20 protein-coding genes, 1 pseudogene and 1 riboswitch are annotated in these 23,305 nt (G+C 37.1%); of the genes and pseudogenes, 15 read left to right on the forward strand and 6 right to left on the reverse strand.

Going from position 1 to position 23,305, the window contains the following annotated elements; translation table 11 throughout:
• Window positions 1–126 precede the first annotated feature (126 nt).
• A complete protein-coding gene (locus BM012_RS24255; protein WP_061803891.1) occupies window positions 127–1,302 on the forward strand; it encodes a S1C family serine protease in 1,176 nt (391 codons plus the stop codon).
• 17 nt (window positions 1,303–1,319) lie between these two features.
• On the opposite strand, the gene BM012_RS24260 is transcribed toward BM012_RS24255, so the two are convergent.
• The 3 genes from BM012_RS24260 to BM012_RS24270 all read right to left on the reverse strand — a co-directional run bounded on the left by BM012_RS24260 (window position 1,320) and on the right by BM012_RS24270 (window position 4,996).
• The gene (locus BM012_RS24260; RefSeq protein ID WP_061803892.1) at window positions 1,320–2,174 is read right to left on the reverse strand and encodes a CPBP family intramembrane glutamic endopeptidase; all 855 of its coding nucleotides are present in this window, start codon (window positions 2,172–2,174) and stop codon (window positions 1,320–1,322) included.
• 82 nt (window positions 2,175–2,256) lie between these two features.
• The gene (locus BM012_RS24265) at window positions 2,257–3,273 is read right to left on the reverse strand and encodes a glycosyltransferase family 2 protein (protein WP_061803893.1); all 1,017 of its coding nucleotides are present in this window, start codon (window positions 3,271–3,273) and stop codon (window positions 2,257–2,259) included.
• 19 nt (window positions 3,274–3,292) lie between these two features.
• Window positions 3,293–4,996 (reverse strand): DUF6044 family protein, encoded by a 1,704-nt coding sequence (locus BM012_RS24270; protein WP_061803894.1) that lies wholly within the window; start codon window positions 4,994–4,996, stop codon window positions 3,293–3,295.
• A gap of 253 nt (window positions 4,997–5,249) precedes the next feature.
• On the opposite strand from BM012_RS24270, the gene BM012_RS24275 reads away from it, so the two are divergent.
• Together BM012_RS24275 and glnA are read left to right on the forward strand one after the other, a co-directional pair.
• Complete coding sequence (locus tag BM012_RS24275) at window positions 5,250–6,836, forward strand: peptide chain release factor 3 (RefSeq protein ID WP_061803895.1); 1,587 nt, start codon at window positions 5,250–5,252, stop codon at window positions 6,834–6,836.
• Between the two features lie 353 nt (window positions 6,837–7,189).
• A complete protein-coding gene (gene glnA / locus BM012_RS24280) occupies window positions 7,190–8,554 on the forward strand; it encodes a type I glutamate--ammonia ligase (RefSeq protein ID WP_061803896.1) in 1,365 nt (454 codons plus the stop codon).
• A gap of 47 nt (window positions 8,555–8,601) precedes the next feature.
• Here the strand turns inward: glnA and BM012_RS24285 are convergent, their stop codons facing one another.
• Both BM012_RS24285 and BM012_RS24290 read right to left on the reverse strand, forming a co-directional pair.
• The gene (locus BM012_RS24285) at window positions 8,602–8,949 is read right to left on the reverse strand and encodes a hypothetical protein (RefSeq protein ID WP_061803897.1); all 348 of its coding nucleotides are present in this window, start codon (window positions 8,947–8,949) and stop codon (window positions 8,602–8,604) included.
• Between the two features lie 104 nt (window positions 8,950–9,053).
• A complete protein-coding gene (locus BM012_RS24290; RefSeq protein WP_061803898.1) occupies window positions 9,054–9,740 on the reverse strand; it encodes a VC0807 family protein in 687 nt (228 codons plus the stop codon).
• 145 nt (window positions 9,741–9,885) lie between these two features.
• On the opposite strand from BM012_RS24290, the gene BM012_RS24295 reads away from it, so the two are divergent.
• Window positions 9,886–10,281, forward strand: a complete 396-nt coding sequence (locus tag BM012_RS24295) for a secondary thiamine-phosphate synthase enzyme YjbQ (protein WP_061803899.1) — start codon at window positions 9,886–9,888, stop codon at window positions 10,279–10,281.
• Window positions 10,282–10,547: 266 nt separating this feature from the next.
• Here BM012_RS24295 and BM012_RS24300 read toward each other — a convergent pair whose 3' ends face one another.
• On the reverse strand, window positions 10,548–11,183 hold the full coding sequence (locus tag BM012_RS24300; protein WP_061803900.1) for a GTP pyrophosphokinase: 636 nt from the start codon (window positions 11,181–11,183) through the stop codon (window positions 10,548–10,550).
• 335 nt (window positions 11,184–11,518) lie between these two features.
• Here BM012_RS24300 and BM012_RS24305 point away from each other — a divergent pair, with 335 nt between their 5' ends.
• From BM012_RS24305 to fba, 11 genes and pseudogenes are all read left to right on the forward strand, one after another.
• Window positions 11,519–11,947 carry a hypothetical protein gene (locus BM012_RS24305; protein WP_061803901.1) on the forward strand — a complete coding sequence of 143 codons (429 nt, stop codon included), beginning with the start codon at window positions 11,519–11,521 and terminating at the stop codon, window positions 11,945–11,947.
• Between the two features lie 73 nt (window positions 11,948–12,020).
• Window positions 12,021–12,206, forward strand: coding sequence for a hypothetical protein (locus BM012_RS24310; RefSeq protein WP_019393350.1), 186 nt, complete (start codon window positions 12,021–12,023; stop codon window positions 12,204–12,206).
• Window positions 12,207–12,353: 147 nt separating this feature from the next.
• Window positions 12,354–12,605 carry a transcriptional regulator SplA domain-containing protein gene (locus BM012_RS24315; protein ID WP_019393351.1) on the forward strand — a complete coding sequence of 84 codons (252 nt, stop codon included), beginning with the start codon at window positions 12,354–12,356 and terminating at the stop codon, window positions 12,603–12,605.
• 70 nt (window positions 12,606–12,675) lie between these two features.
• Window positions 12,676–13,704: a spore photoproduct lyase gene (gene splB, locus BM012_RS24320; protein WP_061803902.1), complete on the forward strand. Its 1,029-nt coding sequence runs from the start codon at window positions 12,676–12,678 to the stop codon at window positions 13,702–13,704.
• A 161-nt stretch (window positions 13,705–13,865) separates the two neighbouring features.
• Window positions 13,866–15,182 (forward strand): VWA domain-containing protein, encoded by a 1,317-nt coding sequence (locus BM012_RS24325; protein ID WP_161939297.1) that lies wholly within the window; start codon window positions 13,866–13,868, stop codon window positions 15,180–15,182.
• A 138-nt stretch (window positions 15,183–15,320) separates the two neighbouring features.
• Complete coding sequence (locus BM012_RS24330; protein WP_061803904.1) at window positions 15,321–15,692, forward strand: hypothetical protein; 372 nt, start codon at window positions 15,321–15,323, stop codon at window positions 15,690–15,692.
• A 283-nt stretch (window positions 15,693–15,975) separates the two neighbouring features.
• Window positions 15,976–16,180: riboswitch (cobalamin riboswitch) on the forward strand.
• Window positions 16,181–16,317: 137 nt separating this feature from the next.
• Window positions 16,318–18,588 carry a ribonucleoside-diphosphate reductase subunit alpha gene (locus BM012_RS24335; protein WP_113713599.1) on the forward strand — a complete coding sequence of 757 codons (2,271 nt, stop codon included), beginning with the start codon at window positions 16,318–16,320 and terminating at the stop codon, window positions 18,586–18,588.
• Window positions 18,589–18,623: 35 nt separating this feature from the next.
• The gene (locus BM012_RS24340) at window positions 18,624–19,664 is read left to right on the forward strand and encodes a ribonucleotide-diphosphate reductase subunit beta (protein ID WP_061803905.1); all 1,041 of its coding nucleotides are present in this window, start codon (window positions 18,624–18,626) and stop codon (window positions 19,662–19,664) included.
• Window positions 19,665–20,089: 425 nt separating this feature from the next.
• Entirely contained in the window at window positions 20,090–21,049 is a 960-nt protein-coding gene (gene pfkA / locus BM012_RS24345; RefSeq protein ID WP_061803906.1) for a 6-phosphofructokinase, read from the forward strand.
• 63 nt (window positions 21,050–21,112) lie between these two features.
• Window positions 21,113–22,525 (forward strand): annotated as a pseudogene (gene pyk, locus BM012_RS24350) (pyruvate kinase); the annotation flags it as partial.
• A gap of 90 nt (window positions 22,526–22,615) precedes the next feature.
• Window positions 22,616–23,305, forward strand: a 690-nt coding sequence (gene fba, locus BM012_RS24355; protein ID WP_074842929.1) for a class II fructose-1,6-bisphosphate aldolase, incomplete at its 3' end; no start/stop codon positions are given.

Below are 23,305 nucleotides of genomic sequence, written 5' to 3' on the forward strand. Positions count from 1 at the left end.
GAAGAACACCATAAACCGTGATTTTGCGATAGAGCTTTGCTACAATAAGTTCACAGCTATCATAACCATATACACCCAAAAATACAAAACTACGAATGAGTCGTAAATATGAAAGGAGACGTTGTTATGGGATATTACGATGATTCTGAGTCAAAAGAACAGTATCTCCCACAAAAGAAACGCAATCCGTTTTTTACAGTTCTGATTATGATCATTGTGGCCGTTGTATCAAGTGCAGCTACTGTATTTTTTATGACAAGTGATGAATTTGGGTTGCTCGAGGATAGAGCAAGTACAGCTTCCTCACAAACAACCACAAGTTCGCTACCTGTTAAAAATGCCGTTGCTGTGAAAAGTGATACAACAAAAGCGGTTGATAAAGCATTGGAATCTGTTGTGGGTATTTATACATACCAAGGCAACCAACTTTTTGAAGGCACAACAGAAACAGGAGCAGGGTCTGGGGTTATTTATAAAAAGTCCGGTAATTATGCTTATATTGTAACAAATCATCACGTTGTTGAAGGAGCTTCTCAAGTTGAAGTGCAAGTTTCAGAAGGAACGCGCTTGCAAGCAAAAGTGATTGGATCTGATGAGTTAACAGACTTAGCTGTTCTTCGTATTGATGGAAGCAAAGTGAACTCTGTAGCAGAGTTTGGTGACTCAAGTAAGCTAACGTTAGGTGAACCAGCTATTGCAATCGGAAATCCACTTGGTTTCTTAGAGGGAAGTGTAACAGAAGGAATTATTAGTAGTACAAACCGGACGATTCCAGTTGATACAAATGGAGATGGTCAAGAAGATTGGCAATCTGAAGTTATTCAAACAGATGCATCGATCAACCCAGGAAACAGTGGTGGAGCTCTTATAAATATTGACGGTCAAGTGATTGGGATTAACTCAAGTAAAATTGCTCAAGACGAAGTAGAAGGAATTGGATTTGCTATTCCAATGAATGTAGCGAAACCAATTATTGAAGATTTAGAGCAGGATGGGAAAGTGGACCGCCCAACATTAGGTGTGCGAATTGCGGATCTTTCTCAAGTCAATCCTGTTGGAAGAACAGAAACATTAAAACTGCCGGATAGTGTTCAAGAAGGCGTTGTTATCATTGAGGTAGAAGGTTCATCTCTAGCCGAAAAAGCTGGGTTGAAGCAGTACGATGTAATCACGAAAGTAAATGGGGACAAAATTTCAAGCGATGCAGAACTTCGACGCAGTATTTACGAGTCAAACGGTAAGAAGATGAGCATTACGTACTATCGCAATGGAAAAGAGCAAACAACAACAGTATCATTTTAATGAAAAAAGAGCGGCGCTTATGCCGCTCTTTTTTCATTGAAGTAGCGAGAAGAGAAGACATAGAAAGATAAGAAAACAAACATTGTTAAACATAAAGACCAAAAAGCATTTTGATCTTCTACAATAAATAGCGAAGGAAGAAGTCCGTGCACACTATGAACATCCCCAAGAAATAAAGCGATAAAAAGGTTGTTCGCAGTATGAGCGCCTATCGCTAGTTCAGAGCGGTTAGCTTTTATTGTTATATAGCTTAGAATAAAGCCAACAAAAACGTACTGAAACCCAACAAGGAAGAAAGAAACGTTCATTTCAGGATTCATAAAGTGGAGAGAACCAAAAAATAGCCCGGAACATATTGCAAGCCAAAGTGGAGAGAAACAGACTTTTCCCCACCACTGTAGAAGAAATCCTCTAAAAAACAGTTCTTCTGATAAAACCTGCATGGGAACGAGGGAAATAGAAAGTAAAGCAAAGAAAAGAAACCTTGTCCACTCTATGTGCTGTAAAATATAAAAATGAGGAAATAAAGAGAAGTTGATAAGCTGCGATAAAAATAATAAAAAAAATACAGTGAAAAAGCTTCTGTAGAAAAAGTACCAACAAAATGTACGCTCATTTGTTATAAGAGTTAAGAAAGATCGTTTATGAATTTTCGCTACGGAAATCCATAGTCCAGCAATCCAACAGATATTAAAAAGGTGACTTAACCCGAACGATACGGCTGAAGAAGGCGATAAGATGAAGGAAGTCACAACAGTATAAAGAAATGTGCCTGCTATAACATATGAAAAAAGAATAATAAAAAAAGAGTAAACGTAATGTTTATGATCGTTTTTTCCTTTCACATTATAAATAAAAGAAGGCAAAAGCATAACGTTCTCTCCTTCCAATCCGGACTTTATATCATATTTATGGTCCTAAAAGAGAAACATGCTTATTGCCTTGTTATAAGAGTTATTTTTCTTCATTAAATAAGACGGCAGGTTCTATTCCTTCACTTTTTTCACCCGTTAGCGAACTTGTATACAAATCAATATCCACCCCGTAATGAGGTCTAGCTTTTACTTCTGTGAATATTTTCCCAATATATTCTCCAACAACTCCAATTCCAATTAAATTTAACCCGCCTAAAAACCATAGTGAGACAATAATAGACGTCCAACCAGAATCAGCAGAACCAAGCAGCTTTTGGACGAAAGCATACAAAAAGGCAAACCCGCTTAAAAGAAACAAAAAGAATCCAATATACGTGATAAATCGAATAGGTTTTACGCTAAATGATGTGATTCCGTCAAAGGCAAATGAAAGCATTTTTTTAAGAGGATATTTGCTTTCACCTGCAAGTCTTTCTTTTCGGTCATAAAAAACTTCAGCAGTGTTGAGACCAATAAGAGGGATGATACCACGAAGAAACAAATTTTTTTCTTTATAACGCCGAAGCTCTGTTAACGCTCTTTTGCTCATAAGACGAAAATCAGCATGATTATAAATAAGTTCAATACCGAGTTTGTTCATACATCGATAAAAACCGAGAGCTGTGGATCGTTTGAAAAATGTATCTGTTGTTCGTCTTCTTCTTACTCCATAAACAATATCATAGCCTTCATGAAACTTTACTAAAAACTCTTTAATTGCTTTAATGTCATCTTGAAGGTCAGCATCAATAGAAATGGCGCAGTCTGCTACTTCGGCTACTTTTTCTAATCCTGCTATAAGTGCTTTCTGATGGCCAACATTGCGAGCGAGTTTCAATCCTTTTATCCAAGGATGATGTACGCTTTCTTTAGCAATCATGCTCCACGTTTTGTCACAGCTTCCATCATCAACAAAGAGGAGGTTACTCTTTGGGTGAACGAGTTTCTCATTAACAAGCTCTTCTAATAAGTTATGAAGTTTTTCCATCGTATCTTCTAGTACTTCTTCTTCGTTGTAACAAGGCACAACGACAGTTAAGAGTGGGGTTTCACTCATTGCTTTTTTTCCTCCTTCATTATTTTGCTTCGTACAAATAAATTTTCCAAGCAGATTCTTTGTGATCAAATACTTTTACAAGCTCAAGGTTGTTGTCGTTTGCATTTAAAATAGGAAGAGCAGAAAATAAATATTTCCCTCCCATTTCTTTAAAGGCACCTGTATTAAGCTCCAAGTTTTTAATTTTCTTTTTAGAATCTTTTCGAAACTCATATTTCTTCCCAAGTTCAGCTACAAAGATATAACATCTACTGCCCCATTCATCAAAATATGTTCTAATTTTGTCATCCTTATCAAGCTCAGAAGCAATGATTTTACGAAATTGATACTTATAAGAAAGTGGATAAACATTGCTGTATGAATCAAGCGTATAAAAACCGTTGTATTGTGCAATAGCTGGATGAATACCAATGCTTGCGACTCGGTAAGCGCTTTGAGGTAAATTAATATGCTCCTTTATATCTTGAAACTGTTTTTCGGCATAAAACTCCCGGAACGATGGAGGATGATAATAAGAACCGTACAAAAATTCTTCATTAAAAGGTGCAAGCACGATAATTTGAGCTGCTACCGCCAACAATGAAAGTGCTTTAAAAAACGAATTCATTCGATACAAAATATAACAAGCAAGAGCGAAACTTACGTAAATCACAAGAGGACGCAGAAAATGAAAACGTGCAAAGTTAAATGTATTAAGCAAATCAATGTGTGACTTTAAGGGAATCCACATTTTATTGAACCAAAGAGCATACCAAAGAGATAGAACGTAACTTAAGAAGAAAAGAAAAAGAAAAGTTGCGTTCTGTTTAAGCTTATTACAGACAATTACAAGAAACGAAGCAAGAAACAAAATTGGCAATATAATAGCGGTATGCATTGTATGCACATGTGTGTGACCAAAAATGAAATTTTTAAATGATAGTCGAAATGATTGAGCAAAAACGTGTCTTGAAGAGATGAATTCACTTCTGTGCGATATTTCATGTGGAATAAGAAGTGAATAGATAAGCCTGTATTCAATAAGTAAATAAATGAGTGTCATAAAGGCGATGCTTAAAAGAAACATCACATTCCACCGCTTTTTAAAAATTCCATCATAAAGCCACAGGAGAAATACAGCTACAAGCAGAAAGAAAAAGCCAAGTACAATACTTGAATAGAAAGGAATAAGAGCAAGTGTAAGCCACTCTTTCCATGACGAATCTCTGTTTCGAATGTTCAAAAAAGCCCAAAGTGCAAGTGGATGCCCAAGCGTACTTAACATACCAGAAGGCCAGAAAGGGGTAAGTGCAAAAGCTAATGAAACCCCAATTGTAATAAAGGAGGCTTTTTCCTCTGTAATAAAATGCTTTCTTAATAAAAGATACATTCCAATGAAGGCTACAACTCTTGTAATGGTTTGGCTGAGTGCATATGCCGTCATAGAGGGGAAAAGATAGTGAAGCCAAACAATCAAGCTCCATTCTGTGCCGAAAGAACCTCGATCAATTCCATTCATAACTTGAGGAATAACAGCATGAAGAGGTCCTTTAAGCTGACCGCTTTCAGCAAGTACTTTGTACCACGCAATATTGGAATCTAAATTATCATGAACGCGAATGTGCGCATCTTCTCCTAATATATAGAGTGGAGAGACATATAGGAGAAGAAGGGCCAGTCCAATAAAAAAGTAGACTCGTTCTTTTCGGTAATGTGAAGATGAAAACATAAAAAACACATCCATTAACAGTATTGCTCTTTTAAGGTGTAGAGGAGCGTAGTAAAAGTATTTCCTAGCTTAAATCGAACAATGCGCCATCACATGCTTTTACAACATATTCCAAAGTGTGAAGTTTAGAAAATTGAAACTGACATAAGAGGTTTTTTAAGAAAAAAAGAGGAAAACTACGGTTCAAAGTGTTAAGATAATAAAGCAGTTATTTTTCAAAGATGATATAAAAAGAGAACTTTTTGAGATAGAAATGAGGTTAGTAAAGATGTCAATACAACAGGAGCAAGTGGAGTCCCGACGCACGTTTGCTATTATTTCTCACCCTGATGCTGGGAAAACAACGCTCACAGAGAAGCTGCTTTTGCTTGGAGGAATGATTCGCTCAGCAGGAACAGTAAAAGGTAAAAAATCAGGTAAATTTGCGACGTCTGACTGGATGGAAATTGAGAAGCAGCGTGGAATTTCGGTAACATCAAGCGTTATGCAGTTCTCATATCGTGATCATTTTATTAACATATTAGATACTCCAGGACATGAAGACTTTAGTGAAGATACGTATCGAACATTAACGGCCGTAGATAGTGCAGTGATGGTCATTGACGGTACAAAAGGAATTGAAGCTCAAACACTAAAACTTTTTAAAGTATGCCGTATGCGTGGAATCCCGATTCTAACGTTTATTAATAAGCTTGATCGTGAAGGAAAAGATCCGCTTGAGCTGTTAGAAGAAATCGAAGAAGTACTTGAAATTGAATCATATCCAGCAACATGGCCAATTGGAATGGGGAAAGCTTTTCAAGGAACTTATGATCGTTTTACAAAACAGGTTGAAGTATATCGTGGAAACGAAGAATCCGTGTTCATTCCTTTTGATGGAAAAACAGTCACAAAAGAGTTAGAAGAGCATGTGAGAAGTGAATATCTTCCAGGGCTTATTGACGAGATTAGCTTACTTGAAGAAGCTGGAAATGAATTTAATCTTGAAAAAGTAAAACGCGGTGAGCTAACGCCTGTGTTTTTCGGTAGTGCTATTGCTAACTTTGGTGTTCAATCTTTCTTTAATTCATTTTTACCGCTAACGTTGCCACCACAGCCTCGTCATGCTTCAAAAGGCGAAGTAAGTCCGCTAGATGACAGCTTTTCAGGGTTTATTTTTAAGATTCAAGCAAATATGAATCCAGCACACCGCGATCGTATTGCCTTTGTACGTGTATGCAGTGGGGTTTTTGAGCGTGGAATGACAGTAACGCTTCCAAGAACAGGACGTAGCATGAAGCTTGCTCAATCACATCAATTTTTAGCATCAAGTCGAGAAACGGTTGATAAAGCTTTTCCAGGTGACATTATTGGAATTTACGATTCAGGTAACTATCAAATCGGCGACACCATTATTGGTGGAAACGAAACATTTGAATTTGATGAACTTCCAAAATTCCCACCTGAAATGTTCCGCAAAGTTCGTGTAAAAAATGCGATGAAACATAAACATTTTGAAAAAGGTTTAACACAGCTTGTTCAAGAAGGAGCTGTGCAGCTTTATAAAACACCTTTCTTCCAAGACTATATTTTAGGAGCCGTTGGAGAACTCCAGTTCCAGGTTTTCGAACATAGAATGAAAGGGGAATATGGAGTAGATCTTGAATTCCAGTATATGAATCATCATATTGCACGTTGGATTCCAAAAGAGCAAATCCAAGACCGTATGCTTGATTCCCGTGTTCTTCATGTTCTTGACCGTGATGGACATTCTGTTTTACTTTTTGAAAATGACTTTGTGTTCCGTCTTTTCCAAGATAAATATCCTGACGTTACGTTAACAACATCATTTGAAAAGAAAAAAGAGAGCGAATAAGCTCTCTTTTTTCTTTTCAAATTTATGATATAATAGAAGAAAATTATGAAAGAAGGTTTCGAGCACGGAAAAGTCTGCAGCTTTTTTAAATCATCCATTTCAAGATGCAGAAGACAGAAACCTTAAGGATAGCGCTTTTAAAAAAACACGTTTCGCCTTGAAACGTGTTTTTTTGTAATTGTTTAGCGTAGGAATACGAGAATTTGTCGTTGAATCCTTAACATTGAGGAAGGGTTTTAGGGAAAAGGGTCGGAAATTTGTGAAAAAAGCCTTGAAAAAATAAAAAAGTCAGAATATAATATAAATATAAACGGTGTAAGAAAAAATAACATTAAATTGAGAGGTTATATAACATGAGTCAATTAGCAATTACAGAAGCAACTCCGCAAACGAACGTTTTATCACAAATCAAAGACATCATCTCCCAGAAAAACGTTGAACTTCTTCATCTTCAATTCATCGATCTTGAAGGGACTTTAAAGCATGTTACAGTCCCAGTTGAAAAGTTAGACGACGTTGTGGAAGGTAAAAGCATGTTTGATGGTTCATCTGTTGTAGGTTTTTCACCAATCAATAAATCTGATCTTTATCTTCAACCAGATTTACAGACATTCGCTGTTTTACCATGGTCTGTTGAAGAAGGGTATTCGGAAGCTCGTTTCCTTTGTAGCGTAACAAACCCGGACGGCACTCTTTTTGAAGGAGATACACGCAATGTTTTAAAAAACACGATCGCAAAAGCTGCTGATCATGGATATACAATTTCAGTAGGTCCAGAGCTTGAATTCTTCCTTTTCAAAACAGACGAAGAAGGAAACCCAACAGTGCAGGTTCACGACAATGGCGGCTATTTTGAGCCATCTCCAAAAGACATTGGGGAACGCGTTCGTTTAGAAATCTACCGTGCGTTAAAAGCAATGGGCTTCACAATTGAAGCATCACACCATGAAGTAGCGGAAGGACAACATGAAATTAACTTCAAATATGCAGATGCACTAACAGCAGCTGACCGTTCAACAACATATAAATGGGTAGTTAAAACAGTAGCTGCTAAATTTGGTTTACATGCGACATTTATGCCAAAACCAGTAGCAGGTATTAATGGTTCTGGTATGCACGTAAATATGTCATTCTTCAAAGATGGTGAAAATGCGTTCTTTGATCCACAAGGAGAAGATGCTCTTTCTGAGACAGCTTATAGCTTCATTGGGGGCCTTATGGACAACATTAAAAACTTTGTTGCTCTTACAAACCCGCTTGTAAACTCTTATAAGCGTCTTGTTCCAGGATATGAAGCACCTTGCTATATCGCTTGGAGTGCTTCAAACCGTTCTGCACTTGTGCGTATTCCATCAACAAGAGGCATGGGTACACGTGTTGAGCTTCGCTGTCCAGATCCATCAGCAAATCCTTACTTAGCGTTTGCAGCAGTTGCTGCAGCAGGTCTTGATGGAATTGAACGTAGCTTAAAACCTGTTGATTCTGTAAATGAAGATATTTTCCATATGACAGAAGAGCGCCGTGCTGAGCTTGGAATTGACAGCTTACCAGGTGACTTAAAAGAAGCAGTAGAAGCACTTCAAAATAGTGATTTTGCAAAACGTACGTTAGGTTCACACGTATATGAAGAGTATATTGCATTGAAAAAAGGCGAGTGGGATAGCTACCGTTTAGCTGTTCACGGCTGGGAACTTGAAAACTATCAAGCAAAATTCTAATTCAAAAAAACAGGGTGCGAGCGCATCCTGTTTTTTTATGAAAAGCTTTATTTTGTTGTGACTAGGATAAAGAAGCCATCGTGTGTAAAAAAGCGAATCTCTTTTTCATCCTTTTTAAACACTGTCATTTCTTTACGGTCTTGTTGTTCTTTCTCTTTCCATCCCCACATTGTAATTAACGTTTTATAAGAGGAAGGGATTGGTTCATCTTTCTTTATTTTCGGCCAGCTATATCTAGCATACTTTTCAACAGAGGAGTCATGAGATATCTTCGCATCTTTTTCAGCTGTTCTTGGAATAGGAAATTGGGCAAAAACATCAGATTCTCGTACAGAAAATAGAAATCCAATTCCAATCAATAGAAAAAGAATGATAAAAATAAATGCTTTTTTCATACTTTCTCACCTCACGTTTTTATCTCTTGTAAGTCATTCCATATCGTAAGCTATTTTCCTCTTAAAACCGAAAAAAAGCATCCTGCCATTATGCAGGATGCTTTTTAGATTAGTTTATGGTCAGAAGAGGGTGGTGGGTTTTGATCTTCATCCTTTTCATTTTCATCTTCTTCATGTGGAAGCATATTGCCAAGCTTGCTTGCCACAATAATGAGAGCAACCGTTACAACTCCTGAGAAAATCCAGCCTGTTACACGCATTACAACAAGCATTTTGTCGTATCCATCAACACCATACTTTCCGATTAAATACCACTTCACACCGCTTGTAGCGAACTGACGAAGCGCCATGATTCCTGTGCAAATTTGGAATCCTTTTAGAATAGAAGGGTGCAGACAAGCTGCAAGTGTTTGTTGACGATCATAACCCATTAGCTGATAGCCATCAACAAAAAAATACATAGCAAACGGTCTTTTTGTAAATGTGGTAAAAAGGAAAAAGACGCCAATAACAGCAGAAACATATACGCTATTAACGAGCATTGCTTCAGCAGAGCCTGATAAAAGATCAACAGCGGTGCTTGAAATCATCGTTGTTAAAATAAACAGCCCTGTGACATTAAACTGCTTGTCTCGCCCGAAGCGATAAAGCGTATAAAGAATACCAGGTCCTGTTGATAGAAGCATTGCATAATAGTCACCAAGGCTCTCACGGCCATATTTCCAAATTAGCCATGGAACAGCAATGTAAAATAGAATATCAAAAATAATTGTACGACTTGCTTTTCCCAAATCTATGTGCCTCCTAAAATTCGATTAGAATCAAGCTGTTTCTCTTTTGTGAAATCGGTTATAGTACTTGTAAGAACAATCGGTTCTAGTAAAAAGTGTAGCAGAAATTCTAGAAAATAAAAGGAAAAAAAGGAGAAAGTATTTCATGTTGAAAAAGTTTACGGTAGAAACGAAAAAAAGAGATGAAATGATTGATGTAACAGACAAAGTACGTAGTGTTGTAAAGGAGGCGAATGTGGAAGAAGGAGCAGTTCTTGTATATTCTCCACATACAACAGCAGGGATTACAATTAATGAAAACGCAGATCCAGACGTGAAAAAAGATATGATTCGGCGCTTTGATGAAGTTTATCCGTGGGAACATAAAGAAGATCGTCATATGGAAGGTAACACAGCAGCTCATTTAAAAGTAAGCACAGTTGGTCCTTCGCAACACATTATCGTTACAGAAGGAGATCTTCTTCTTGGAATTTGGCAAGGAATTTATTTTTGTGAATACGATGGTCCAAGAACGCGCACATTTTATGTGAAAGTATTATAAAAGAAGAAAAAGCTGACAACCCAGTTGTCAGCTTTTTTTATTATATTTTAAAACAGACCAACAAGGGCTCGTACAAGTATAAGTACAATGAAAGAGCCAAAAACTGTTGCTGCAATCGCGATTAAAAAAAATTGCGCGATTTTTTTTAGATTCACCTTGTCCACCTCGTTAAATACGTTCTTTCTTTTATCGTAGCTTATTAAGAGATAGAGAGCAACTGATAGTCCTTATTTTTTGAAGAATCGTCATATTTAAAGAAGAATGATCTAGTGCATAATCATCGAATCATACGCATTTTCGATATTTTGAATTTCTTTTCGAACTTTAGCCATTTTCAAATCTAGTTCGTTAGCAGCAGAGGCAGCTTCTGATAATTCTTCTTTTAAATGACTAGGGATTTCTCGGTCGTATTTATAGAAAATTTTATGCTCAACACTTGCCCAAAAATCCATTGCAATAGTACGAATTTGAATCTCTGCTCTAACCATTTCTGTTTTTTCATGCATTACAACAGGTACTTCCACAATTAAGTGTAGACTTCTATAGCCGTTTGATTTTGGTTCTTTAATATAGTCTTTTTCTTCAACTACAGTTAGATCAGGACGTGAATAAAATAAGTCGCGTAAAAAGTAAATATCTTCTTCAAAACAACATACAATGCGAGCGCCAACAATATCATTTAAAACATTTTTTGCACTTGTTAACGTTGCAGCCGCACCTTTTCTTTTTAACTTTTTTGTCATGCTTTCCGGGCTTTTAACCCGAAACTTCATATGTTCAATTGGATTGTGTTCAAGTGAAAAATAAGCCTCCTGCTGGATGATCTTTAGTTTAGTTTTAAGTTCGTCAACAGCAAACTTATATGGCATTAAAAATTGTAGTGTTTCCTTACTAGGTAACATTGTTAAAAGCTCCTTGTCATATGGAAATTTCCAGTAACTCACTTTTTTAATGTAGATTCATCATTATTAAAGCACTGCTATAAAAATTCGTCAACTTTTAAGGAAGAAGGGAGATGCATCCACTAAAAATTTATTTTCAAGTGAAATAACCCCCAAAAAAGATGAGTATAACTTGAATATTATAGTAGGGTTATTTTTTTAACTTTTTAATGTCTTAAAAATAAAAATAATGTCAAAAATGGAAAATAGTCAGTAAAGCTGTTTTGCAACTTACGTGTAAACATCATGCGAACAACTTCAAGCATGACGGCTCTACTGATGATGGGAGTATAACAATGGACAATTATGAAATTAAGCAACTAAGCAGCACGGAGGAATGGTTTCAAGTTTTTCATTTTCTAAAACGTCTTGATGGGGAATTAGATCGTGATCAATTTATTCAGCAAGCAACGGTTATGAATGCAGAAGGTCATCAATTCTTTTCGCTTTCTGTGAAGCAAAAGATGGTGGTTATTGTTGGGGGGAGCATTCATACCAACTTTTGCGACGGAAAACATTTGTACATTAGCGAGCTTCTTTATGGGAATGAGGAGATTGATTTATATATAGATGCTTTGTTTGTTTATTTGCAAACATGGGCAAAGCAAAAAGGTTGTAAGAAAATTATTGTGTCCACGAACGTTGAAAATGAGCGGTTTCAAGATCAGGATAGTGCACTTTTAAATTATGATGAAAGTCGTCACACGTTTGTTAAACAACTGTAATGTAAAAAATGAAACTTTGCTCTTACCTTTTTCGTTAATGTGGTAGACACTGTGAAAAGGAGAATGATCGATTGTGGATTTTGATTTTGTAATGGTTTTAACCATTTTGTTGTTTCTGCTTAGTTTAGGTGGGTATGTTTATTATCGTCGCCTTTTAGTTCTATGGGAAGAAAGAGAAGCAGACAATCGCTCTACTCAAACGAAAGATGTCTTTGCAAACCGGTTGAAAAACGCGCAAAAATCAAGCCAAAATGTATGATATATAGTGAAAAACGTAGCATCTAAAAGATGCTGCGTTTTTTTTGGTAACATTGGCTAATTCATTAGACGGTTCATAAAACAGTATGCGGGGGAGACGCTAAAAAAATGGGGTAGTTCCTAAAATCTAAACGAGAGAAGGGATAAAATGAATACGCTTGATCCGAAAGAAATACGCGAAGGAGACGACGTGTATGTTATTTATCGCAATCCGCATGCTGCGACAGTAGCAAACATTCAAAAAGCAGAGATTGTACAACACCCTGAAAATAAAAACGACGTTGCTCTTTTTATTCATGAATCATATCACCTCATTGGTGAAGATGATGCTCTTTTCCCTACGGAACAAGACGCGCAGCAGGCATACAACGAAATCTTTGATTATGAGCAGTATGATTAAAAAAATGATTCTCTACTATATAAAGGAATGCTTTTAAAGCCCGTATCTAACAGAGAAAGGATTTACAGAGATGATAAAACCTTTTGTACCACAGCTTGTATATATTGAACCAAGAGCGCTTGAATACCCTCTTGGTGTAGAGCTAAAAGAAAAGTTTGAAAAGATGGGCCTTGAAATAAGAGAAACAACTTCACATAATCAAGTGAGAAACATTCCAGGGAAAAATCATCTGCAGCAATATCGTAATGCTAAATCAACGCTTGTTGTTGGCGTAAGAAAAACGTTAAAGTTTGATACATCAAAGCCATCAGCAGAATATGCAATACCTTTTGCAACAGGATGTATGGGACACTGTCACTATTGTTATTTACAAACAACAATGGGAAGCAAACCATACATTCGAACATATGTAAATACAGACGAAATTTTTGATCAAGCAAGAAAGTATATGGAGGAAAGAGCACCTGAAATGACCCGTTTTGAAGCTTCATGTACTTCTGACATTGTCGGCATTGATCACTTAACACATACGCTTAAACGTGCTATTGAATATTTTGGGAAAACGGATTTTGGAAGACTGCGTTTTGTTACAAAGTTTCATCATGTTGATCATCTTTTAGATGCAGATCATAACGGGCGTACAAGATTTCGTTTTAGTGTGAATGCTGATTATGTTATTAAAAATTTCGAGCCTGGAACATCACCGCTTGATTATCGAATTGAGGCTGCGAGGAAAGTGGCGGAAGCAGGATATCCGCTTGGATTTATTGTTGCTCCTATTTATATTCATGAAGGCTGGGAGGAAGGGTATAAGACGCTTTTTGAAAAGCTTGATGCACAGTTGCCTGAAAGTGCCCGACAAGACATCACTTTTGAAATGATTCAGCATCGCTTTACAAAGCCAGCAAAGCGAGTTATTCAAAAAAACTATCCAAAATCAAAGCTTGAAATGGATGAAGAAAGTCGTCGCTATAAGTGGGGAAGATATGGAATTGGAAAATATATTTATTCTAAAGATGAAGAACATGAGCTTCGTGAGCATTTGGAATCTTATATTGATAAATACTTTCCGAACGCCAAAATTGAATATTTCACCTAATAAAGCTAGAGAATATCTCTAGCTTTATTTTTTTATTGATTGACTAGGGAAATTTTAAGATAATGAAGAAGAGCTGGTACATACGGGAAGTTACGAAAAATGAAAAAGCAAAACCGATATGGAAGAAGAAAGCATTTGAGAAAGAAAGGTGCATAATAAATATGAAGCGGAAAACGCTCTTAGTCAGTTTTTTTATTTTCATTTTATTTATACATACTGCATGTGGCAAAAAGGAAGAAACTGATGCTTATTCAAGCGCAAATATAGAACACATACCACAAGCAGCAGAAACTGTAGAAAATATGAACAATCAAAATCAAGGAATTCTTGTAGAAAAGTATTTAAAGGGGAGAGAACTTGCCCAAACGTTAAAATATGACGAAATCATCGAAAGTGATCTAGAACCTTCTCTACATAAGAAAATTGATTCATTCGTCCAGTCGCAAAAAAGTAGTGAGCAATCGTTTTATAACTATCTTGTTTATTTATTAGGAAGTGGAGAGTACGGGAAAATAGAAAAAGAGCTTGAAACATTTGAACCTGTATTTCCAGAGGTAACGTCTGATCAAAAGAAAAAGAAGAATGCCGTGATTTTGATGGACGGGAGTCAAAGTATGGAGGAAACGTTAGGAAATCAAACAAAACTTTCCTCAGCGAAAAAGGCAATTATTGATTTTGCAGCAGCTCTTCCTAACGACGAATCTATTACACTTTTAACATATGAGAACCCAATAGAAGAGGATGAGGAAACACAAAAAGTTCCCGCGTGCCGGAATATACAAGTAGCATATGATCATAAACCATATGAATCAGGTGAATTTGCTTCTTCTCTAGCAGAATATAGAGAAGGAGATAACACTTCATTTACGGCAGGATTGCAAAAAGCAGAAGAAATCCTTTCTTCTTACAATGATGAACAATATGAAAACTCTATTTATATTATTAGTGATGGAATAGATATTTGTGAGGACGAAGGAGAAGAAAGTAGAAGCATTCTTTCTAATGGAAGCGAGGATATCCATATTATTGGTCTTGATGTAGATCAAGAGGAGGAAGCGGCGCTTCAACAAGTCGCAGCAAAAGGTACTTATAAGACCGTAGCAACCGAGGAAGAACTCCAAACATACATTAAGGAGGAGTGGGAGCAAGAAACGCCTGAAAAAACTTTTGTGCAAGAAGCGGCGATTTCAGATGAGGAACAGCTTAGCGAGCAGAAACGTTTTGATTCTATTAAAGAATCTTATGATAAAGCAAGCATAAGGGAGCGTGATCGACTTCTTTTAGGGGTAAAATATATAGAGGAACAAAAATTACTCTCAGCAGAGGAAGTTAAAAGGTTAGAAAAACGCGTTTTAGATCAATATAAAAGCCGTAAAGAAGCCGTATGGGAGATTAGAGATCAAAAACTAGCTCTTATGAAAGCGAAAATAAAAGAAAATAATAAAATGATTCAAGAGTGGAAAGATAAGTGGCAGTGATATTCATAAAAGAGAAGAGCATGCTCTTCTCTTTTATACTAGAAAATATCCAAAAAAATGTAAAAAAAGGGGGAACAGAAGAGAAAATGTATGATAAACTTGGGATAATTGTTTAGTATATATGAAAGGAGAAGAAGAGTGAAAAATACCAAAAGAGATACGGCGCTTTCCTTTGTGTTTTTAGGTCTTTTATTTTTAGGGTTTGTACAAGTATGGCACGAGCGTCAATATGTGCTTGGGGTTGGTGCAATGCTTGTAAGTTTTGTCGGCATCTGTGGGGTATGGAAAGGAATTAATAAAGAACGTCAAAAAGATATTTTATTAGGAATAAAACTTTTTTTTATAACCATTATATTTTGTTTGCTACACCGTTTTGTCTTTCATTTTATACAAAGTATAAACAATGATCATCGCTTTCTAGCCGCTTTTTTATCAAGCCTCCTTATCGTCTTTACTATGGACAAACTTGTCCGAATTACGTATCATAAGCTTCATCAAAAATCTGCTTAAGAAAAACAAAAGGTGTGTATTATAAAACTAGTTCATATTTTTTGTGAACTAGTTTTTTTAATAGCAAAAAAGTGAAATTGATTTTTTTATAAGGAACAATACGTTGAGAGAAAAGAAGTTTAATAAATGCAAGAAAAGTCAAGGTCTTTCTTTCGGACAAGAACTGTGTATAATCAAGTATTGTAACAAACGTAGAGTTTTTTTGTTGTAAAATCTAAAAGAGTCTGATAGAATAATAAACACAATATGTAGTGCTTTGGTGAATGTAAAAATACTATATTTTGTATAAACCTAAAATAAAGGTGTCATGTAGTGACTTAAAAGGGAATTTGGTAATCAAACCAAAACTGTACCCGCAACTGTGATTGCTGATGAAATAAGCGCATCCACTGTATGAACGAAAAGGCTTACAAAAGCTTATTATACGGGAAGGGCTTAGAGTAGAGAGACGCAAAAGTCAGGAGACCTGCCTTTTATTGAGATGTTTTATTCTGTTCGGGAGTTAGGAGGATAAAGCGAGGGTTGTGCTTTTTTGTGCGCACGTTCCTTCGCTTTATGCTCATTGCTCTCGAAGAGACAATGAGCTTTTTTTGTAGAGTGAATGGCAAAGACTGGAGGAAATATTATGTTACAAACAAATTCGAACACGTTAGAAACGGTTGTCGAACAAGATGGAGCTGAAGAGGCGTTAGTTGGATATCTAGGAAAACTAAAAGAAAAGTATCCACATCTAGATTTTGACGATTATGAACAGAAAATTGTTCAAGGGGTGTTCACATTACAAGAGGTCACGAGAGATCGTCTTTCAAACTTGCTTATTTTAGGTGCGCTTGAGCGTATTAACACGCTTGAACCTGATTGGACATATGTTGCAGCGAGCGTTTTATTGGACAAGCTTTACGGAAATGCAGCAGAAAACCGTGGCTATCAAGCAGATGAGAAATATGGTTCTCTTTATGATTTAATTGACACGTTAACAAATACAGGGATTTTTAGCCCTGCTCTTTTATCTTCTTACACGAAAGAAGAGATTGAAAAGATTCAAAGCTTTATTTCACAAGAACGTGATGAACTTTTTACATACATTGGGCTGCTGACATTATCTGATCGTTACTTAGCTCAAACACACGATCGCAAAACAATGGAATTGCCGCAAGAGCGTTTCTTAATTATTGCAATGACGCTTATGCAAAATGAGCCAAAAGAAAAACGTCTTGCTCTTATTGAAGAAGCATATTGGGCTCTTTCAAATCTTTATATGACAGTAGCTACGCCAACACTTGCAAATGCAGGTAAAACATATGGCCAGCTATCAAGCTGCTTTATTGATACAGTTGAAGATGATTTAAGAAGCATCTACGACAGCAATACGGACGTTGCTACACTGTCAAAACACGGCGGAGGTATTGGTGTATACCTAGGGAAAGTGCGTCCAAGAGGAAGCGATATTAAAGGGTTTAAAGGCGTTTCCTCAGGAGTTATGCCATGGATGAAACAGCTAAATAATACAGCTGTTAGTGTTGATCAGCTTGGACAGCGTAAAGGAGCAATTGCTGTTTACTTAGATGTATGGCATAAAGATATTTTCAGTTTCCTTGATGCTAAGTTGAATAACGGAGATGAGCGTCTTCGTACACATGACTTATTTACAGGCGTATGCTTACCAGATTTATTTATGGAGAAAGTGCAAAACAGAGAAGAATGGCATTTGTTTGACCCACATGAAGTGCGAAGCGTTATGAACTATTCTCTTGAAGATTTTTACGATGAAGAAAAAGGTAGCGGTTCATTTAGAGAAAAATATGAAGAGTGTGTAAGAGAAGAGAAGCTTTCTCGCGAAACAATTCCGGCAATCGAAATTATGAAACGAATTATGATTTCACAGCTTGAAACAGGTACACCTTACATGTTCTATCGTGATACAGTAAACCGAGCAAATCCGAACAAACATAAGGGAATGATTTACGGAAGCAACCTTTGCAGTGAGATTGCTCAAAACATGAGTGCAACAACGCTTGTTGAAGAAACAACAGATGGAGGCACCATTGTAATCCGAAAAGAGATGGGCGATTTTGTTGTGTGTAACTTGTCTTCTGTTTCACTTGCAACAGCTGTAAAAGCAGACGTTCTACCTCGTCTTGTGAAAATTCAAATGCGCATGCTTGATAATGTAATTGACTTAAATACAATTCCTGTACCACAAGCTAAATATACGAATGAAAAGTATCGTGCTGTCGGACTAGGAACGTTTGGGCTTCATCACCTACTAGCCCTTGAGGGAATTAGCTGGGAAAGTGATGATGCTGTTGAGTACAATGATCGCTTATATGAGGACATTGCCTATTATGCAATTTCAGCGAGTATGGAGCTTGCAAAAGAAAAAGGTTCATATCCTGTATTTGAAGGTTCAGAATGGGAGAATGGCCGCTATTTTGAGGATCGTGGGTATACGAGCGATCGTTGGAAAGAACTTCGTGCTAAAGTTCAAGAAAACGGAATGCGAAACGGCTATGTTATGGCTGTTGCACCGAATTCTTCAACAAGTATTATTGCGGGCTCTAGTGCAAGTATCGATCCTATTTTCCGTAAAGAATATTCAGAAGAGAAGAAGGACTATAAAATTCCAGTAACGGCACCAGATCTTACGCCACAAACAAACTGGTATTATAAATCAGCATATCACATTGATCAAAATTGGAGCATTAAACAAAACGCGAAACGTCAGCGTCACATTGACCAAGCTGTATCTTTTAATCTTTATGTACAAAACGATATTCGTGCAAAAGACCTTTTAGATCTGCATCTCAATGCATGGTCAGAAGGATTAAAAACAACATATTATGTTCGTTCAACATCTGGAGATGCAATTGACGAATGTGAAAGCTGCCATAGCTAAGCGTAACATATATAATAGAAGAAAGGTGAATTGTGATGTCATATACACTAAAAAAGCGTGACATTATGGATCGTCAGGCACCAAACAGATCAACAAGCATTATTAACGGAGAAAGCTCTAATGTTTTAAACTGGGATGACGTTCGATTTAGTTGGGCGTACCCTAAATATAAAAAAATGCTAGCGAACTTTTGGACACCGTTTGAGATTAATATGTCACATGATATTAAGCATTTTCCGCAGCTAACAGAGAAAGAACAAGATTCTTTCTTGAAAATTATTGGACTTCTTGCTCTTTTAGACAGCATTCAAACAGACTATGCCGGGAAAGTAGCAGACTATTTGACAGACTCAAGCTTAAATGCGCTTATGATTATGCTTGCACAGCAAGAAGTCATTCATAATCACTCTTATAGTTACGTACTTTCAAGCATTGTAAACAAATCTAAACAAGACGAAGTTTTCAACTACTGGCGTGAAGAACCAACGCTTGTAGAGCGCAATGAATTCGTCACGAACGGCTATAAGGATTTTGCTGAAAACCCAAGCGTCGAAACGCTCTTAAAGTCGCTTGTGTACGACGTGATTTTAGAAGGTTTGTTCTTCTATTCTGGTTTTGCCTTTTTCTATCATCTTGCTCGCAACCGCAAAATGGTAGCTACAAGCACTATGATTAATTATATTAATCGAGATGAGCAAATTCACGTTGATTTATTTGTGAAGATTTTTAAAGAAATTTTAGTGGAGTATCCAGAATACAACACAAAAGAACTTCACCAATTTATTAATGAAACACTTAAGCGTGCCGTTGAGCTTGAGGTAAGCTGGGCTGAGACTGTAATCGGAGACGAAATTGAAGGTCTTGTTCTACAAGAGGTAGAAGATTACATTAAGTTTTATGCGAACGTTCGGGCAAATCAGCTTGGTACGGAGCGTCCTTATGAAGGATACCGACAAAATCCCCTTCGTTGGATTAAAGCATATGAAACAGTAGATCTTGGCAAAACAGACTTCTTCGAACAAAAGAGTCGTCAATATGCTAAAACAACAGATGCAAATGGTTTTGACGAACTATAAAAAACGAAAAAGCGCAGAATCTTTTCTGCGCTTTTTCTCTTTGTTAAAAAAGGTAATGGATTGACGATGATAGGTTATACTAAAAAATAGGGTTGGAAATTTTTTAAGGAGCAACAGCGTTAAGGTGAAAAAATATGAAATAACGCAAAGAAGGGCGAAAAACGAAGAAAAAAAGTGAAAAAAAGTGAAAAAAAGAGATGATAATCGCTTTCATGCTATTTTCACAAATATAACAAGTATGTTAAGGTAATAGGCGTAAATCAATGAGTTTCTACAATGGAGTCTTTTCCATTATAAGGTATACATAAAGAAGAGTAAAATTTTTCATAATGTAATGCTTAGAAACGATTCCCCATTTCCTATGTAAGATTGTTTGTAAAAAAGACAATCTTGAAATATGATAGATGTATGAGGTGATGAGAAAAATGAAAAAAATCGGCGTATTAACGAGTGGCGGCGATTCTCCAGGTATGAATCCAGCAATTCGTGCGGTAGTCCGCAAAGCAATCTTTGAAGGACTTGAAGTGTATGGAATTAGTCAAGGATACAAGGGGCTTATTGAAGGAAACATTCAAAAGCTAGAAGTTGGTTCTGTTGGAGATATTATTCAACGTGGTGGAACAATGCTTCAGTCAGCTCGCTGTGAAGAATTCAAAACAGAAGAGGGACAAGATAAGGGCATTGAACAACTGAAGAAACATGGTATTGAAGCATTAGTTGTTATTGGAGGAGATGGATCTTACCAAGGCGCAATTAAGCTTACAAAAAAAGGATTCCCTTGTATTGGAATTCCAGGAACTATCGATAATGATATTCCAGGAACAGACTATACGTTAGGGTTTAACACAGCTTTACATACTGTCATTGATGCAATTGACCGTATTCGCGATACGGCTTCTTCGCATGAGCGCACATTCATCGTTGAAGTAATGGGGCGAGATGCTGGAGACATTGCCCTTTGGTCAGGTCTTGCTGGTGGAGCAGAAACAATTCTGATTCCGGAAGCAGACGAATCTTTCGATGATATTATTGCTCGTCTTCATCAAGGAAATGAGCGTGGTAAGAAACACAGTATTATCGTTGTTGCTGAGGGTGTTATGAGTGGAAATGAACTTGCTGAGAAGTTAAAAGAAAAGTCAGGTGTCGAAACCCGTGTAACAGTTCTTGGCCACATTCAACGCGGAGGATCTCCATCTGCATTTGACCGCGTATTAGGAAGCCGTTTTGGTGGATATGCTGTTGATTTACTATTGCAAGGACGCGGCGGACGTGCTGTTGGAATTCAAAAAAATGAACTTGTTGATTACGATATTCTAGAAGTGTTAGGAAAAGAACATCATATCGACATGAACATGTATAAACTATCTAAAGAATTATCAATCTAAAGAAAAAGAACGTGTAATAATTTGTAATTGTTCCATAATCTTTAGACGTAAGGAGAAGAGAGAATGAGAAAAACTAAAATTGTATGTACTATTGGACCAGCTAGTGAAAATCGAGAAACATTCACGAAATTAGTAGAAGAGGGTTTAAACGTAGCTCGTTTAAATTTCTCACACGGTGACTTTGAAGAGCACGGTGGCCGTATTAAAACAATTCGTGAAGTGTCAAAAGAAACTGGTAAAACAGTTGCTATTCTTCTTGATACAAAAGGCCCTGAAATCCGTACAAACGAAATGGAAGGCGGAGCACTTGAGCTTGTAGCAGGCGAAAAAATCATCGTGTCAATGAAAGAAGTAAAAGGAACGAAAGAAAAGTTCTCTATTACATACTCAAACCTTGTGAACGATGTAAAACAAGGGGATACAATTTTACTTGACGATGGCTTAATCGGTCTAACAGTAGAAACTGTTGACGCTGCAAATGGTGAAATTCATACAACAATCCAAAACACGGGCGTTCTTAAAAACAAAAAAGGTGTAAACGTTCCTGGCGTAAGCGTAAGCCTTCCTGGTATTACAGAAAAAGACCGTGCAGATATCCTATTCGGGGTTGAGCAAGGTGTAGATTTCATTGCTGCTTCTTTCGTTCGTAAAGCAGCAGACGTTCTTGAAATCCGTAAGCTTCTAGAAGACAACAATGCAACAGATATTAAAATCATCTCTAAAATTGAGAACCAAGAAGGAATCAATAACATTGATGAGATCTTAGAAGTTTCTGATGGTTTAATGGTTGCTCGTGGAGACATGGGTGTTGAAATTCCTGTTGAAGAAGTACCTCTTGTACAAAAAGAGCTTATCGAAAAATGTAACCATTTAGGAATGCCTGTTATTACAGCAACACAAATGTTAGATTCTATGCAACGTAACCCACGTCCAACTCGCGCTGAAGCAAGTGACGTAGCGAACGCAATCTTTGATGGTACAGATGCAATCATGCTTTCTGGTGAGACGGCTGCTGGGGACTATCCAGTTGAAGCTGTTCGCACAATGAACAGCATCGCACTTCGCGCAGAATCTGCTCTTGATTATTCAAAAGAAAAACTGTTTGCTGATTCAGTGGGCGTTTCAAGCGTAACAGATGCAATTGGTCAAGCAGTAGCAGATACAGCAATGACGCTTGATGTAAAAGCAATCTTAGCTCCAACGGAAAGCGGATATACAGCACGCATGATTTCTCGCTTCCGTCCAAAAGCAACAGTTGTAGCAATCACAAAAAATCAATCAACTTCTCGTAAGCTAATGCTTATGTCAGGTGTTGTTCCAATCGAAGGCAACACGTTTGAAACAATTGATGATATTACAAGTGATGCAACAAACCTTGCTGTTGATAAAGGTATTATTGAACACGGTGATCTTGTTATTCTTGCAGCTGGAATGCCGTTTGGTAAGTCTGGTTCAACAAACCTTTTAAAAGTTCACGTAGCTAACTAATTTAGGCAGAATACCGCATAAAGAGCGATAGCTCTTTATGCGATTCTATATTACATATTCTAATTTGGAGGAATTATCATGCCATTAGTATCAATGAAAGAAATGCTAAATACTGCTAAAGATAAAGGTTATGCAGTAGGTCAATTCAACTTGAACAACTTAGAGTTCACGCAAGCGATTTTACAAGCAGCACAAGAAGAAAAATCTCCAGTTATCCTTGGTGTTTCTGAAGGTGCAGGCCGTTACATGGGCGGATTCAAAACAATCGTGAAACTTGTTGAAGCACTTATGGAAGAGTACAACGTAACAGTACCTGTTGCGATTCACCTTGATCATGGTTCAAGCTTTGAGTCTTGTGCAAAAGCTATTCATGCTGGCTTCACATCTGTTATGATCGACGCTTCTCACGGTCCTTTCGAAGAGAACATTGCGGTAACATCTAAAGTTGTTGAGCTTGCTCATTTCCACGGTGTATCTGTTGAAGCTGAGCTTGGAACTGTTGGTGGACAAGAAGATGACGTGATTGCTGAAGGCGTAATTTACGCAGATGCACAAGAATGTAAAGAGCTTGTAGAGCGTACAGGTATCGACTGCCTAGCTCCAGCACTTGGTTCTGTTCATGGTCCTTACAAAGGGGAGCCAAACTTAGGATTCAAGGAAATGGAAGAGATCAGTGGCCTTACAAACATGCCGCTTGTATTACACGGTGGTACTGGAATTCCAACAAAAGATATCCAAAAAGCGATTTCTTTCGGTACAGCTAAAATC

The sequence above is a fragment of the Priestia endophytica DSM 13796 genome, from assembly GCF_900115845.1.
GTDB classification, from domain to species: Bacteria; Bacillota; Bacilli; order Bacillales; family Bacillaceae_H; genus Bacillus_I; species Bacillus_I endophytica.

Coding starts and splice junctions, on each gene's coding strand:
- BM012_RS24335 (WP_113713599.1), top strand. CDS start 16,318: ATGTTACAAACAAATTCGAACACGTTAGAAACGGTTGTCGAACAAGAT.
- glnA (WP_061803896.1), top strand. CDS start 7,190: ATGAGTCAATTAGCAATTACAGAAGCAACTCCGCAAACGAACGTTTTA.
- BM012_RS24340 (WP_061803905.1), top strand. CDS start 18,624: ATGTCATATACACTAAAAAAGCGTGACATTATGGATCGTCAGGCACCA.
- BM012_RS24325 (WP_161939297.1), top strand. CDS start 13,866: ATGAAGCGGAAAACGCTCTTAGTCAGTTTTTTTATTTTCATTTTATTT.
- splB (WP_061803902.1), top strand. CDS start 12,676: ATGATAAAACCTTTTGTACCACAGCTTGTATATATTGAACCAAGAGCG.
- BM012_RS24275 (WP_061803895.1), top strand. CDS start 5,250: ATGTCAATACAACAGGAGCAAGTGGAGTCCCGACGCACGTTTGCTATT.
- BM012_RS24255 (WP_061803891.1), top strand. CDS start 127: ATGGGATATTACGATGATTCTGAGTCAAAAGAACAGTATCTCCCACAA.
- BM012_RS24315 (WP_019393351.1), top strand. CDS start 12,354: ATGAATACGCTTGATCCGAAAGAAATACGCGAAGGAGACGACGTGTAT.
- pfkA (WP_061803906.1), top strand. CDS start 20,090: ATGAAAAAAATCGGCGTATTAACGAGTGGCGGCGATTCTCCAGGTATG.
- BM012_RS24265 (WP_061803893.1), bottom strand. CDS start 3,273: ATGAGTGAAACCCCACTCTTAACTGTCGTTGTGCCTTGTTACAACGAA.
- BM012_RS24295 (WP_061803899.1), top strand. CDS start 9,886: ATGTTGAAAAAGTTTACGGTAGAAACGAAAAAAAGAGATGAAATGATT.
- BM012_RS24270 (WP_061803894.1), bottom strand. CDS start 4,996: ATGGATGTGTTTTTTATGTTTTCATCTTCACATTACCGAAAAGAACGA.
- BM012_RS24300 (WP_061803900.1), bottom strand. CDS start 11,183: ATGTTACCTAGTAAGGAAACACTACAATTTTTAATGCCATATAAGTTT.
- BM012_RS24305 (WP_061803901.1), top strand. CDS start 11,519: ATGGACAATTATGAAATTAAGCAACTAAGCAGCACGGAGGAATGGTTT.
- BM012_RS24285 (WP_061803897.1), bottom strand. CDS start 8,949: ATGAAAAAAGCATTTATTTTTATCATTCTTTTTCTATTGATTGGAATT.
- BM012_RS24260 (WP_061803892.1), bottom strand. CDS start 2,174: ATGCTTTTGCCTTCTTTTATTTATAATGTGAAAGGAAAAAACGATCAT.